Origin of the sequence: Pseudomonas sp. Pc102, assembly GCF_018408275.1 — a bacterium.
GTDB classification, from domain to species: domain Bacteria; phylum Pseudomonadota; class Gammaproteobacteria; order Pseudomonadales; family Pseudomonadaceae; genus Metapseudomonas; species Metapseudomonas tohonis.
This window is the reverse complement of record NZ_AP021905.1, coordinates 4,024,593-4,038,363: the sequence shown is the minus strand read 5'-3', so window position 1 is coordinate 4,038,363 and position 13,771 is coordinate 4,024,593. Positions and strand designations below refer to the sequence as shown.

9 protein-coding genes are annotated in these 13,771 nt (G+C 67.6%); 6 read left to right on the top strand and 3 right to left on the bottom strand.

The window, feature by feature from the left end:
* Positions 1–2 precede the first annotated feature (2 nt).
* Positions 3–2,450 (bottom strand): acyl-CoA dehydrogenase, encoded by a 2,448-nt coding sequence (locus PHLH3_RS18345; RefSeq protein WP_213625273.1) that lies wholly within the window; start codon positions 2,448–2,450, stop codon positions 3–5.
* A 160-nt stretch (positions 2,451–2,610) separates the two neighbouring features.
* Between PHLH3_RS18345 and PHLH3_RS18340 the strand changes: the two genes are divergently transcribed.
* From PHLH3_RS18340 to PHLH3_RS18315, 6 genes are all read left to right on the top strand, one after another.
* A complete protein-coding gene (locus PHLH3_RS18340; RefSeq protein WP_213625272.1) occupies positions 2,611–3,279 on the top strand; it encodes a transglutaminase family protein in 669 nt (222 codons plus the stop codon).
* Positions 3,280–3,470: 191 nt separating this feature from the next.
* Positions 3,471–4,091, top strand: coding sequence for a glutathione S-transferase (locus PHLH3_RS18335; protein WP_213625271.1), 621 nt, complete (start codon positions 3,471–3,473; stop codon positions 4,089–4,091).
* 83 nt (positions 4,092–4,174) lie between these two features.
* A complete protein-coding gene (locus tag PHLH3_RS18330) occupies positions 4,175–5,107 on the top strand; it encodes an ABC transporter ATP-binding protein (RefSeq protein WP_213625270.1) in 933 nt (310 codons plus the stop codon).
* The gene (locus PHLH3_RS18325; RefSeq protein ID WP_213625269.1) at positions 5,104–5,883 is read left to right on the top strand and encodes an ABC transporter permease; all 780 of its coding nucleotides are present in this window, start codon (positions 5,104–5,106) and stop codon (positions 5,881–5,883) included. Before PHLH3_RS18330 ends, PHLH3_RS18325 begins: the two co-directional genes overlap by 4 nt.
* Before the next feature lie 307 nt (positions 5,884–6,190).
* Positions 6,191–7,210, top strand: coding sequence for an efflux RND transporter periplasmic adaptor subunit (locus PHLH3_RS18320; protein ID WP_213625268.1), 1,020 nt, complete (start codon positions 6,191–6,193; stop codon positions 7,208–7,210).
* On the top strand, positions 7,207–10,269 hold the full coding sequence (locus tag PHLH3_RS18315; protein WP_213625267.1) for an efflux RND transporter permease subunit: 3,063 nt from the start codon (positions 7,207–7,209) through the stop codon (positions 10,267–10,269). Before PHLH3_RS18320 ends, PHLH3_RS18315 begins: the two co-directional genes overlap by 4 nt.
* A gap of 335 nt (positions 10,270–10,604) precedes the next feature.
* Here the strand turns inward: PHLH3_RS18315 and PHLH3_RS18310 are convergent, their stop codons facing one another.
* Together PHLH3_RS18310 and PHLH3_RS18305 are read right to left on the bottom strand one after the other, a co-directional pair.
* A complete protein-coding gene (locus tag PHLH3_RS18310) occupies positions 10,605–12,686 on the bottom strand; it encodes a TonB-dependent receptor (RefSeq protein ID WP_213625266.1) in 2,082 nt (693 codons plus the stop codon).
* 22 nt (positions 12,687–12,708) lie between these two features.
* The gene (locus PHLH3_RS18305; RefSeq protein ID WP_111261227.1) at positions 12,709–13,644 is read right to left on the bottom strand and encodes a LysR family transcriptional regulator; all 936 of its coding nucleotides are present in this window, start codon (positions 13,642–13,644) and stop codon (positions 12,709–12,711) included.
* Between the last annotated feature and the right edge of the window lie 127 nt (positions 13,645–13,771).

Genomic DNA, 13,771 nt, shown 5'->3' with positions numbered 1-13,771 from the left:
CCCTAGCGGACCCGGCCCTCGGTCGGCAGCAGCTCTTCCTTGGCGTAGTCGTCGACGTCGATCACCTTGCGCCGTGCGGCCTCGGCGGCGCGCAGGCGCTGGGCCTCGCTGGCGTCGACGACCCCGGCGGCCAGGGCGGCGTCGATCAGGCTTTCGCCGGCAGCGGGTTTCACCTGGCCGTCCTTGACCGCCTTGTGCAGCTTCTTCTGCAGCGGCTGCACGGCGGCCAGGGCGTCGACGGCGTGCTGCAGCGCGCCGACCGGGTCGTCCTCTGCCTGCGGGCGGAAGCAGCCGGCGAGCAGGTTCTCCAGCGCCGGGTCGCCCCGGTCGCGGCCGATGATGGCGGCGATCTCCGCGTCCAGTTCATCCGAGGGCCCCTTGTGGCGACGGCCGAAGGGGAACACCAGCACGCCGAGCAGGCAACCGAAGACACGGCTGGGGAAATTGGCCAGCAGGCCGGCGAGGGCGTCCTCGGCCTTGCCCAGGCTTTCCTCCAGGGCCCAGCGCAGCAGCGGGCGCAGGTGCTCGGGGCTGTCCAGGTCGTGGTAGCGCTTGAGCGCGGCGGAGGCCAGGTAGAGGTGGCTGAGCACGTCGCCCAGGCGCGCGGAGAGGCGCTCGCGGCGTTTCAGCTCGCCGCCCAGCAGCATCATGCTGAAGTCGGCGAGCAGGGCGAAGGCCGCCGAGAGGCGGTTGAGGCTGCGGAAGTAGCCCTGGGCCAGGCGATCGCCCGGGGCGCTGCCCAGGTGGCCGAAGGTCAGGCCCAGCAGCAGGGTGCTGGCGGCATTGCTGACGGCGAAGCCGATGTGCTGCATCAGCAGGTCGTCGAACTCTTCCAGGGCACGGTCGTGGTCCTCGCGGCCGGCCAGGGCCATCTCCTTGAGCACGAACGGATGGCAGCGGATGGCGCCCTGGCCGAAGATCATCAGGTTGCGCGAGAGGATGTTGGCGCCTTCCACGGTGATGAAGATCGGCGCGCCCTGCCAGGAGCGGCCCAGGTAGTTGTTCGGGCCCATGATGATGCCCTTGCCGCCGTGCACGTCCATGGCGTGGCCGATGCACTCGCGGCCGCGCTCGGTCAGGTGGTACTTGAGGATGGCCGAGAGCACCGAGGGCTTCTCGCCCAGGTCCACCGCGTTGGCGGTGAGCATGCGCGCGGCATCCATCAGCCAGGCGTTGCCGCCGATGCGCGCCATGGCTTCCTGGATGCCTTCGAAGGCCGACAGCGGCACGTTGAACTGCTCGCGCACGCGGGTGTACTGGCCGGTGACCAGGCTGGTGTACTTGGCGGCGCCGGTGCCCACCGCCGGCAGGGAGATGGAGCGGCCGACGGAGAGGCAGTTCATCAGCATCATCCAGCCCTTGCCGAGCATGGGCTGGCCGCCGATCAGGTAATCCAGCGGCACGAACACGTCCTTGCCGGAGTTGGGGCCGTTCATGAAGGCGGCGCCCAGGGGCAGGTGGCGACGGCCGATCTCGACGCCGGGTGTGTCGGTGGGCACCAGCGCCAGGCTGATGCCCAGGTCTTCCTCGTCACCCAGCAGGTGCTCGGGGTCGTAGGCCTTGAAGGCCAGGCCGAGCAGGGTGGCCACCGGGCCGAGGGTGATGTAGCGCTTCTCCCAGGTCAGGCGCAGGCCGATGACTTCCTCGCCCTGCCACTGGCCCTTGCAGACGATGCCGACGTCGGGCATGGCGCCGGCATCGGAGCCGGCCAGCGGGCCGGTGAGGGCGAAGCAGGGGATGTCCTCGCCACGGGCCAGGCGCGGCAGGTAGTGCTGGCGCTGCTCGTCGGTGCCGTAGTGCAGCAGCAGCTCGGCCGGGCCGAGGGAGTTGGGCACCATCACGGTGGAGGCGAGGTCGCCGCTGCGGGTGGCCAGCTTCATGGCCACCTGGGAGTGGGCGTAGGCAGAGAAGCCCTTGCCGCCGTATTCCTTGGGAATGATCAGGGCGAAGAAGCCGTTGGCCTTGATGTGTTCCCAGGCCTCGGGGGGCAGGTCCATGCGCTGGCCGATGTCCCAGTCGCTGACCATGGCGCAGAGCTCTTCGGTGGGGCCGTCGATGAAGGCCTGCTCCTCGGCGGTGAGCGCCGGGCGCGGGTAGTCGAGCAGCTTGTTCCAGTCGGGGCGGCCGCTGAACAGCTCGCCATCCCACCACACGGTGCCGGCCTCGATGGCGTCGCGCTCGGTTTCCGACATGGGCGGCAGCACGCGCTGGAACCAGGAGAACAGCGGGGCGGTGATCAGCTTGCGGCGCATTTCAGGGAAGGCCAGGGGCAGGGCGACCGCCAGCCACAGCACCCAGAGGATCGCCAGCAGCCAGCCCGGCGAGTGGCTGAACACCCCCATGGCCAGGAGATACAGGGCCACCGCGCCCAGGGCGGGCAGGGGAGCGGTGCGGCGGTGCGCCAGCCAGGCGACCCCGAGAACCAGAACGAGCAACCAGACGAACACCATGCGTGATCCTCCTTGATGACGGTGCGGCACAGGCGCGACCGTCACGAGCGTAGACGTCGCCGTGAAAGCTGGCGACATGGGCAGTCAGCTTGGCCGGATCGTCGTTGGGCGGGCACCGGGGCAGCCCCTAGACTGGGGCGGTTCACCCTGGAGAGATGCCATGCAGCCCTACCTGCGATCCGGTCGCTTCGTTGATAGTGACCACCCCCTGGTGGTTGAGTTCGCCTCGCAAAACCGCGGCGCGAGCGCGCAGCCGCGTGACCAGGCGGTCAGCCTGTACTACGCCGTGCGCGATGCCATCCGCTACAACCCCTACGCCTTCAGCCGCGACCCCGGCTCGCTCAAGGCGAGCACCGCGCTGGCGGCGGGTGAGTCCTATTGCGTGCCCAAGGCCATCCTCCTCGCGGCCTGCGCGCGGCATTGCGGGATCCCCGCGCGCATCGGCCTGGCGGACGTGCGCAACCACCTGGCCACCCCGCGCCTGCTGCAGCTGCTCCGGAGCGAGGTGTTCGCCATGCATGGCTACACCGAGCTGTACCTGGACGGGCGCTGGGTCAAGGCGACGCCGGCCTTCAACCTGGAGCTGTGCCGGTTGTTCGACGTCGCGCCGCTGGAGTTCGACGGCGCCAGCGACAGCGTCTTCCACCCCTTCAACCGCCAGGGCGAGCGCTACATGGAATACCTCGCCGACCACGACCAGTTCGAGGACCTGCCGGAAGCGCTGTTCTTCGGCCACCTGGCGAAGGTCTACCCGCACCTGTTCGAGCCCGGTGCGGCGTTCATGAGCGGTGACCTGCACAGCGAGGCGGCTGCCGTAAAGACACCGTAGGTCGGCGCCGAGCGCAGCGAGGCCCAACGCATCGTGGCCCGGTCCCGCCGCGTCGGGCTTCACCCCAAGCACGCCTTCGTCCATCCGCCACCCCGCTCGGGTCGATATGCGTTATCAACGCAAATCCTTGGCCAAGGAGGGGGGGATTGCCTCTAGAATCGACGCCTCGTGAAACGACAGGACAATCACAGATGCTGAAGATCTGGGGCCGCAAGAATTCGTCCAACGTGAGAAAGGCGCTCTGGGCCGCCGGGGAGGCCGGTGTCGCCTTCGAGGCGATCGATGCCGGGGGCGCCTTCGGGCTGGTCAACGATCCCGAGTACCGCGCGAAGAACCCCAATGGCCTGGTGCCGCTGGTGGAGGATGGCGATCTGGTGCTCTGGGAGTCCAACGCCATCGTCCGCTACCTGGCCGCGCGCTACGCTGCGGGCGATCTCTATCCCGAGGACCCGGCGCTGCGCGCCCAGGGCGACAAGTGGATGGACTGGACCACATCGGCCTTCGCCCCGGTCTTCCGCGACCTGTTCTGGGGCACCCTGCGTACGCCGCCGGCGGAGCGCGACCCGGCCAGGATCGCCGCCGCCCTGGCCCGTTGCAGCGAGCTGCTGGCGATGCCCGAACGGGCGCTGGCCGCACAGCCGTTCCTCTCCGGCGAGCGTTTCGCCATGGGCGACATCCCCCTGGGCAGCTTCATCTACGCCTGGTTCGAGATGCCCATCGAGCGCCCCGAGCTGCCGGCCCTGGAGGCCTGGTACGCGCGGCTCAAGGAACGCCCGGCCTACCGCAATGCGGTGATGACCGCGCTGACCTGATGCTAGGCTCAACCCATCAAGCGGCTTGATGGTTGCGTTCGCAGCCATCAAGGCCAATTTCAATCTCTTCTGAAAGGCACGTCATGACATCTGCTCTGTCCATCCGGCAGCTGACCAAGACCTACGGCAACGGCTTCCAGGCCCTCAAGGGCATCGACCTGGAAGTGGCCGAAGGCGACTTCTTCGCCCTGCTGGGCCCCAACGGCGCCGGCAAGTCCACCACCATCGGCATCCTCTCCACCCTGGTGAACAAGACCAGCGGCACGGTGAGCGTGTTCGGCAACGACCTGGACACCTCGCCCTACGCGCTCAAGCGCTGCCTCGGCGTGGTGCCCCAGGAGTTCAACTTCAACCAGTTCGAGAAGGTCTTCGACATCGTCGTGACCCAGGCCGGCTACTACGGCATCCCGGCGAAGGTCGCCAAGGAGCGCGCCGAGCAGTACCTCACCCAGCTGGGCCTGTGGGAGAAGCGCGATTCCGCCTCCCGCGAGCTGTCCGGCGGCATGAAGCGCCGCCTGATGATCGCCCGTGCGCTGATCCACGAGCCGCGCCTGCTGATCCTCGACGAGCCCACCGCCGGCGTCGACATCGAGCTGCGCCGCTCGATGTGGAGCTTCCTCACCGAGCTCAACGCCAAGGGCATCACCATCATCCTCACCACCCACTACCTCGAGGAAGCCGAGCAGCTGTGCCGCAACATCGGCATCATCGACCACGGCACCATCGTCGAGAACACCAGCATGAAGGCGCTGCTGAAGAAGCTGCACGTGGAGACCTTCCTGCTCGACCTCAAGGATTCGCTGGCCAGCGTGCCCCAGCTCAACGGCTACCCGGCGCGCTTGGTGGACCACCACACCCTGGAGGTGCAGGTGGACAAGAGCCAGGGCATCACCGAGCTGTTCCGCCAGCTGTCGGCGCTGCACATCGACGTGCTCAGCCTGCGCAACAAGACCAACCGCCTGGAGGAACTGTTCGTGTCCCTGGTCGAGAAGAACCTGTCGAAGGTGGCCGTATGAGTTCCGAACTGCGCGCCAACCTGGTCGCCCTCAACACCATCGTCTACCGCGAAGTCCGTCGCTTCACCCGCATCTGGCCGCAGACCCTGCTGCCCCCGGGCATCACCATGGCGCTGTACTTCGTCATCTTCGGCAACCTGATCGGCCGGCAGATCGGCGACATGGGCGGCTTCAGCTACATGGAGTACATCGTGCCGGGGCTGATCATGATGTCGGTGATCACCAACTCGTACAGCAACGTGGTCTCCAGCTTCTTCGGCAGCAAGTTCCAGCGTTCGGTGGAAGAGCTGCTGGTGTCGCCGGTCTCGCCGCACACCATCCTCCTCGGCTACACCATCGGCGGCGTGCTGCGCGGCCTGGCGGTGGGGGTGATCGTGACCCTGCTGTCGCTGTTCTTCACCACGCTGCAGGTGCACCACCTGGGTGTGACCGTGCTGGTGGTGCTGCTGACCGCCACCACCTTCTCCCTGGGCGGCTTCATCAACGCGGTGTACGCACGCAACTTCGACGACATCTCCATCGTCCCGACCTTCGTGCTGACGCCGCTCACCTACCTGGGCGGGGTGTTCTACTCCATCAGCCTGCTGCCGCCGTTCTGGCAGACGGTGTCCCTGGCCAACCCCATCCTGCACATGGTCAACGCCTTCCGTTACGGCATCCTCGGCGTCTCCGACATCAACATCGGCATCGCCATCGGCCTGATGACCCTGACCACGGTGATCCTCTACATCGCCTGCATCCGCCTGCTGGTGAGCGGGCGCGGCATGCGCCAGTAAGCACGGCGCACCTCGCAGGAGCGAGCTCCGCGCGCGAAGGCTGATCGCCGGCACGCGGGCGGAGCTGGGCACGACGCGGTACCGGGCGCCATCTTCGTGGGAGCGAATTCATTCGCGAAAAAGGCCCCTTGCGGGGCATCGAGGTTGAAACCGCTCCCACGCCGCCTTGCCCGCCTGCGAAATGCATCCGTTCCGATACAAAGCGTCACAGACTGCCTCTATCTTTACGTGCCCCTGACAAAAGTCCGCCGATACTCCCGGTAGACTTTTTCATTTCCGACAAGAACGACTCGAAAAGAGGCTGTTGATGATCGCTCGTCGCCGCGCCTGGCCGTTGCTGCTGTGTGGATTGCTCACCTGTCCGGCCTTCGCCGCCAACCCGCCGCTGGTGGAGGTGGCCGAGCCCCAGCGCACGCTGGTGCGGGACGAGCTGGTGACCTTCGGCTCGCTGCGCTCCGACGAGTCGGTGACCATCCGCCCGGAGATCGAAGGGCGCCTGGCCAGCCTGCATTTCAAGGAAGGGCAGCCGGTGAAAGGTGGTGATCTGCTGGTCAGCCTCGACGACGCCATCGCCCGCGCCGAGCTGGACCAGGCCCGCGCCAACCTGGAGCTGGCGGAGAAGAGCTACCAGCGCGCGCAGATGCTCTTCAAGCGCGGCGCCAGCAATGCCCAGGCCCAGGACGAGGCGCAGTCCCAGCAGCAGGCCGCCCGCGCCAGCCTGGCCCTGGCCCAGGCGCGCCTCGACAAGACCCAGATCCGCGCGCCCTACGACGGCTTCCTCGGCCTGCGCCAGGTGAGCACCGGCGACTACCTCAGCCCCGGCCAGGACATCGTCAACCTGGAGGTGCTCGACCCGCTCAAGGTGGATTTCCGCGTGCCGCAGAAGGCCGTGTCCCAGGTGCACCTCGGCCAGGCCGTGGAGATCAGCGTCGACGCCTACCTGGGCGAGCGCTTCCGTGGCCGCATCATCGCCCTCAACCCGCGCCTGGACGAAGTCGGCCGCAGCCAGGCCATCCGCGCGCAGATCGGCAACGCCGACCACCGCCTCAAGCCCGGCCAGTTCGTCAAGGTCTCGGTGATCCTCGAAGAGCGTCCCGACGCGCTGCTGATTCCCGAGGAGGCGGTGATCCCGGTCGGCCAGCAACTGTTCGTCGCCATCGTCGTCGACGGCAAGGTGGAGCGCCGGCAGATCCGCATCGGCCAGCGCCAGCGCGGCAAGGCCGAGGTGCGCGAGGGCCTGCAGGGCGACGAGCAGGTGATCACCGCGGGCTGGCAGAAGGCCGGGCCCGGGCAGGAGGTGCGTACCGTCGCGCGGGGTGAGCTATGACCCTGTCCGACCTGTGCATCCGCCGCCCGGTATTCGCCACCGTCCTCTCCCTGGTGGTGGTGCTGCTCGGGCTGATGGCCTACCAGCGCCTGACGGTGCGCGAGTACCCGAACATCGACGTACCCATCGTCACCGTCAACGTCATCTACCCCGGCGCCAGCCCGGAGATCATGGAATCCCAGGTGGCGCAGCCCATCGAGGACGTGCTCTCCGGCATCGAGGGGCTGGACTTCGTGTCTTCCATCAGCCGCTCGGAGAACACCCAGATCACTGCGCAGTTCCGCCTCGGCACCGACGCCGACGAGGCGGCCAACGACGTGCGTGACCGCCTGGGCCGGGTGCGCGGCCTGCTGCCCACCGAGATCGACGAGCCGGTGGTGCAGAAGGTCGAGGCCGATGCCCAGCCGGTGGTGTGGATCGCCTTCTACAGCGAGCGGCACTCGGCGATGGAGATCACCGATGTGCTGGAGCGTGTGGTGCAGGATCGCCTGCAGACGATTCCCGGCGTCTCCGAGGTGCAGATCCGCGGTGCGCGCACCTACGCCATGCGCATCTGGCTGGACCCGGAGAAGCTCGCCGCCCACGACCTCACCGTGCAGGACGTGGAGGACGCCCTGCGCCGGCAGAACGTGGAGATCCCCGCCGGGCGCATCGAGTCGGTGCAGCGCGAGTTCAGCGTGCTGTCGGAAACCGACCTGAAGACCCCCGAGGAATTCAACGACCTGATCATCGACGACCGCCGTGGCTACCTGCTGCGCCTGTCCGATGTAGGCCACGCCGAGATCGGCGCCGCCGACGAGCGCTCGCTGGTGCGCTTCAACGGCCGCCCGGCGGTGTCCCTGGGCCTGGTGCGCCAGGCCACGGCCAACCCGCTGGAGATTTCCGACGGCCTCAATGCCGCGTTGCCCGAGGTGCGCGAGCTGCTGCCCGAAGGCATGCAGATGGCGATCGCCAACGACAACTCGCTGTTCATCCGCGAATCCATCTCCAACGTCTACACCACCATCTGGGAGGCGGTGGTGCTGGTGGTGCTGATCATCTTCCTGTTCCTGCGCTCGCTGCGGGCGACGCTGATCCCGCTGGTGACCATCCCGGTGTCGCTGATCGGCGCCTGTGCGCTGATGGCGCTGATGGGCTTCACCATCAACACCCTCACGTTGCTGGCGATGGTCCTGGCCATCGGCCTGGTGGTGGACGACGCCATCGTGGTGCTGGAGAACATCCACCGGCACATCGAGGCGGGCCTGTCGCCGGTGCAGGCGGCGTTCAAGGGCAGCCGCGAGATCGCCTTCGCGGTGATCGCCATGACCCTGACGCTGGCGGCCGTCTACGCGCCCATCGGTTTCATGCAGGGCACCTCGGGCAAGCTCTTCACCGAATTCTCATGGACCCTGGCCGGCGCAGTGCTGGTCTCCGGCTTCGTCGCCCTGACGCTGTCGCCGATGATGTGCGGCCAACTGCTCAAGGCGCACCGGCCCGGGGAGCGCCATGGCCGCCTGTACAACCTGGTCGAAGGCTTCCTCGACGGCCTCACCTACAGCTACCGCCACCTACTGGAGCGGGTGCTGCGCGCCTGGGTGCTGATCGCCGTGTTCCTGGTCGGCGTGTTGCTGCTGTGCGCCTGGATGTTCTCCGGCCTGCGCAGCGAGCTGGCGCCCACCGAAGACACCGGCACCATAGTCGGCACCCTCAACGGCCCGGACGGCGCCACCCTGCAGTACACCAGCCGCTACGCGAAGATGCTCGAGGACGCCTACAAGTCCATCCCCGAGACCAACCGCTACATGGTGGTGGTGGGCTTCCCCACCGTGGCCCAGGGCCTGTCGTTCATGAAGCTGGAGGATTGGGACAAGCGCAGCCGCAGCCAGTTCGAGATCCGCGACGAGCTCCTGCCCAAGCTGCAGGACATCCCCGGCGTGCGTGCCTTCCCGGTCAACCGACCGCCGCTGGGGCAGAGCGCACGCAACCAGCCGGTGAACTTCGTCATCCGCTCGTCCCTGGAATACGCCGAGCTGCAGCAGTACGTGGACACACTGCTGGCGCGCATCCGCGACTACCCGGGGCTGGAGAGCATCGACACCGACCTCAAGCTCAACACCCCGCAGCTCAAGGTCACGGTCAACCGCGAGCAGGCCACCGCCGTGGGCACCGATGTCGCCACCATCGGCCGCAGCCTGGAAAGCCTGTTCGGCAGCCGCCAGGTGACCCGCTTCAAGCAGAACGGCGAGCAGTACGACGTGCTGGTGCAGCTGGCCAACGTCGACCGCAGCAACCCCGACGACCTCAACCGCGTGTACGTGCGCGGCCGCGACGACAGCATGGTGCAGCTCTCCAACCTCATCGAGGTGCAGGAGACGGTATCGCCGCGCGAGCTCAACCACTTCAACCAGCTGCGCGCGGTGACCCTCAGCGCCAACGTCGGCAGCGGCTACACCCTGGGCGAGGCGCTGACCCACCTGGAGCGCGTGGCCCGCGAGGTGATGCCGCCGGAGACCCAGTTCGACTACACCGGCACCTCCCGCGATTTCAAGGAATCCAGCGCCGGGGTGGCGCTGACCTTCGCCCTGGCCCTGGTGTTCATCTACCTGGTGCTGGCGGCGCAGTTCGAGAGCTTCGTCGACCCGCTGATCATCCTCTTCAGCGTGCCGCTTTCCATCGCCGGCGCCTTGCTCGCCCTGGAGCTGTTCGGCGGCACCCTGAACATCTATTCCCAGGTGGGGATGGTCACGCTCATCGGGCTGATCACCAAGCACGGCATCCTCATCGTCGAGTTCGCCAACCAGCTGCTGCGCGAAGGCCGCAGCCTGGACGAGGCGGTGATGGAAGCCTCGGTGCAGCGCCTGCGGCCGATCCTCATGACCACCGGCGCCATGGTCCTCGGCTCGCTGCCCCTGGCGATCGCCACCGGCGCTGGCGCCGAGAGCCGCCAGCAGATCGGCATGGTGATCGTCGGCGGCCTGCTGGTGGGCACCTTCTTCACCCTGTTCGTGGTGCCGACGCTCTACCGCAAGCTGCGCCACTGGCGGCCGATGCGCCTGGAGGAGCCGGCGCTGGCGTGATGCCTGGCAGGCTTCAGGGGCGAACGCATGCGCCCGCCCTTGCCGTTGCACCGACTATCAAGGGGCGTAGGGTGGAGGTCGCTTTTTACCTCCACCAGGCGGAGTCGGGATCAGCACGCGCTCATGCCCTGAGCCGTAGCCGAGGGGGAGCACCCCGGGCTGAAGCCCGGGCTACGGGGCACGGGGTTCGCGAGCAGAGCTCGCTCCTACGGGGGGAGGGTGCAGGAGCGAATTCATTTGCCCGCTCCTGTTGTGGGAGCGGATTCATCCGCGATGAGGCCCGTGCGGGCCTTCAGGCCGTAGGTCGGGTGCAACCCGACGGGTTCGCGGATCATTCAGTCGAACGCATATTCCACACCCGCCGCGACATACCAGGCACGGCCCGGGCCGGGTTCGTAGTAGCGCTGGTTGCCGTCGCCGACGATGACCGAGCCGATGTAGCGGCGGTCCAGCAGGTTGTCCAGGCGCAGGGTCTGGCTGAAGGTCAGGCGCTCGAGTTTCTGTTCGAAGCGGGCGCGCCAGTTGAGCAGGGCGTAGCCGGGTGCCGGGCGGGCGCTGTTGCTGTCCTCGACATAGAGCTTGCTGCGATAGAGGCCTTCCAGCGCAGTGGCGATGCCTTCGCGCGGGCGCCATTCCAGTTCGCCCCAGAGGCTGGTGGCGGGGACGCCGGGCAGGTGGCGGCCGGCGGGGATGTCGCGACCGCCGCTGCGAAAGCCCTGGTCGTAGGTGGCGCTGAGGCGGGTGTAGGCGATGCGTGTGTGCAGGGTTTCGCCGAGCGCGCTGTCCAGGGACAGCTCCAGGCCCTGGCGCCGGGTGCGGGCGGCGTTCTGGTAGCGGGTGCGGCCGCCGCTGGCGGCCTCGACCACCAGTTCGTCCTCGGTGTCGATGCGGAACAGGGCGAGGTTGAGGCGGGTGGCCTCGCCCAGCAGGCTCTTGATGCCGACTTCGTACTGCCGGCTGCTGGCGGCATCGAGGTCGAAGCCGAAGCTGTCGCCGGGGCCGGAGTAGGACAGCTCGTTGAGTGTTGGCGTCTCGAAGCCCTTGCCCCAGCTGGCGTAGAGGTTCAGATCGGGCGTCAGCGCGTAGCTGGCGCCCAGGGTCGAGGTCAAGTCGCGGTAGGTGACCGAGCCGCTGTCGTCGCCGTTGCCGGGGCGGATGTAGCGGTCATCCACATCGAAGGCCACTTCGTTGTAGCGCAGGCCGCCCTGCAGGTTGAAGTCGCCCAGGCGCCAGCCGAGCTGCAGGTAGGGGGCGATGCTGCTGACCTCGTCGCGCTCGTCCCGGCGCAGGTTGCCGCGCACGCCCAGCTGGGTACCGACGAAGTTCTCGTAGCCATGGCGGTCGTCGCTGGAGTGGTCGTAGTCCACCCCGGTGGTGAGGGTGAGGTTGCCGAGGCCAGGGTCGAAGTCCTGCAGCCAGCGGGTGCTGGCGCCGTGGAAGCTGCGCTCGAAGTCGATCACGCCGCCTGCGCTGCGCGGGCTGGCCTGGGCGGAGGAGGGGATGGCCTGGTACTGGATCACCCGTCGCGTGCCGCCATAGAACGTGGCTTGCCAGGTGCCGGCGTCGAAGGCGTGTTCGTAGTTGAGGCCGGCCTGGCGGTGGTCGATGGTCTTGCGCGTGTCGTAGTTCAGCGCCGCGTCGGCGACACCACGCGGGTCGGCCTGGTAGCCGGCCCATGTCAGGCCGAGCGGGTCCTGGGTGTCGTTCTGGTTCAGCTGGCTGAAGGTCAGGGCCAGCTTGCTGGTGTCGTCGGGGTAGAGGGTGAGTTTGGCGAAGGTCTTGTCCAGGGTGGCGGCGCTGTGTTTGCGGTAGCCGTCGCTTTCGTAGTGGGACTGGTTGACCAGGAAGCCGCCTTGCTCGTTGCCGCCCTCGGCGGTGATGCGGGTGCGGCGGGTGCCCCAGGCGGCCTGGGAGGTTTCGCTGGAGACCTTGGGCGCGCCCTGGCCGTCGCGGGAGAATACCTGGATCACGCCGCCGGCGTTGCTGCCGTAGATGCTGGCGAAGGGGCCGCGCAGCACTTCGATGTGGTCGAGGGTGTCGAGGTCGAAGGTGGCCGCCTGGCCCTGGCCGTCCGGGTTGGAGGCGGGGATGCCGTCGGCGATCAGCTTGATGCCGCGGATGCCGAAGGCCGAGCGGGCGCCGAAACCGCGCGAGGAGACCTGCAGGTCCTGGGCCTGGTTCTGGCGGTTCTGCACCACCAGGCCGGGCACCGCGTTGAGCGCCTCGGAGAGGTTGACCCCGGGCTGGCCGAGGCTGGCCTGCTCGCGCTCGATGCGGTCGACGGAGAAGGGCAGGTCGAAGCCGCTGGCCGGGTAGCGGCTGCCGGTGATCACCAGCGGCTCGACCTGCAGCGTTTCGGCCTGGGCCAGCGGGGCGAGCGCCAGGGACAGCGCCCAGGCGGATCGATGAGTCGGCATGGGGGCGTCCCTGGGTGGCGGGTCAGGCCTTCTCGGCTTTTTCGGCGCGCTGTTCCTGGGCGGTGACCTGCTGGCAGATCTCGATCATCTGCTCGCGCATCCAGCGGTTGGCCGGGTCCTGGTCGGTGCTCTCGTGCCAATAGAGGTGGGTTTCCAGGGAGGGCACGTCGTTCACCGGCAGCTCGACGTAGTGCAGCTCGTGGCGGCGGGCGAAGCGCTCGGGCACGGTCATCGCCATGTCGGTGTTCTGCATCACGGTGGAGGCCATCAGGTAGTGCTGGGAGCGCAGGGCGATCTTGCGCTGGATGCCCATCTTGCCGAGGGACAGGTCGATGTAGCCGAGGCCGCTGCGGCGGCTGGAGATGTGGATGTGGGTCAGCGACAGGTATTCGTCGAGGCTGATCTTCTCCTTCGCCAGCGGGTGGCCACGGCGCATGGCGCAGACGTAGCGGTCTTCCATCAGCTTGACGTGGCGCACCTGCGGGTCGGTGTTCAGCGGGGCATCGACGGCGAAGTCCAGGCGCCCGGCGGCCAGCTCCTTGGTGGTCTCGCGGCGCTTGGCCAGGAAGCTTTCGATCTGCACGTTGGGGGCGAGCCGGCGCAGGCGCTGGAACAGCGGCGGCAGGATCACCGTCTCGGTGAGGTCGGTCATGCTGATGCGGTAGGTCTTGTTGGCCTGGCCGGGGTTGAAGGTGCGGCTTTCCTGGACCGAGATGCGCAGCTGCTGCAGGGCGTTGCGCACCGGGCCGATGATGTTCTGCGCCATGGGCGTGGGCACCATGCCTTGGGCGGTACGCACGAAGAGCGGGTCGTTGAAGGTCTCGCGCAGGCGGGCGAGGGCGTTGGAAACGGCGGGCTGGGTGATGCCCACGATCTGCCCGGCGCGGGTCAGGTTGGCCTCGGTGTAGATGGCGTCGAAGACGATGAAGAGGTTGAGATCGACCTTGTTCAGATTCATTTTCGAGCGCACTCCGTAGGCTGTTTTTATCGGCGGATCATATATCGGTGATGAATGTTTATACACGGCGAAAATAGGTTAGATAAATCTTAATCGCTGTTCTAGCATCATTTCCACACCTCACCCG

Coding starts and splice junctions, on each gene's coding strand:
- PHLH3_RS18345 (WP_213625273.1), bottom strand. CDS start 2,450: ATGGTGTTCGTCTGGTTGCTCGTTCTGGTTCTCGGGGTCGCCTGGCTG.
- PHLH3_RS18340 (WP_213625272.1), top strand. CDS start 2,611: ATGCAGCCCTACCTGCGATCCGGTCGCTTCGTTGATAGTGACCACCCC.
- PHLH3_RS18335 (WP_213625271.1), top strand. CDS start 3,471: ATGCTGAAGATCTGGGGCCGCAAGAATTCGTCCAACGTGAGAAAGGCG.
- PHLH3_RS18330 (WP_213625270.1), top strand. CDS start 4,175: ATGACATCTGCTCTGTCCATCCGGCAGCTGACCAAGACCTACGGCAAC.
- PHLH3_RS18325 (WP_213625269.1), top strand. CDS start 5,104: ATGAGTTCCGAACTGCGCGCCAACCTGGTCGCCCTCAACACCATCGTC.
- PHLH3_RS18320 (WP_213625268.1), top strand. CDS start 6,191: ATGATCGCTCGTCGCCGCGCCTGGCCGTTGCTGCTGTGTGGATTGCTC.
- PHLH3_RS18315 (WP_213625267.1), top strand. CDS start 7,207: ATGACCCTGTCCGACCTGTGCATCCGCCGCCCGGTATTCGCCACCGTC.
- PHLH3_RS18310 (WP_213625266.1), bottom strand. CDS start 12,686: ATGCCGACTCATCGATCCGCCTGGGCGCTGTCCCTGGCGCTCGCCCCG.
- PHLH3_RS18305 (WP_111261227.1), bottom strand. CDS start 13,644: ATGAATCTGAACAAGGTCGATCTCAACCTCTTCATCGTCTTCGACGCC.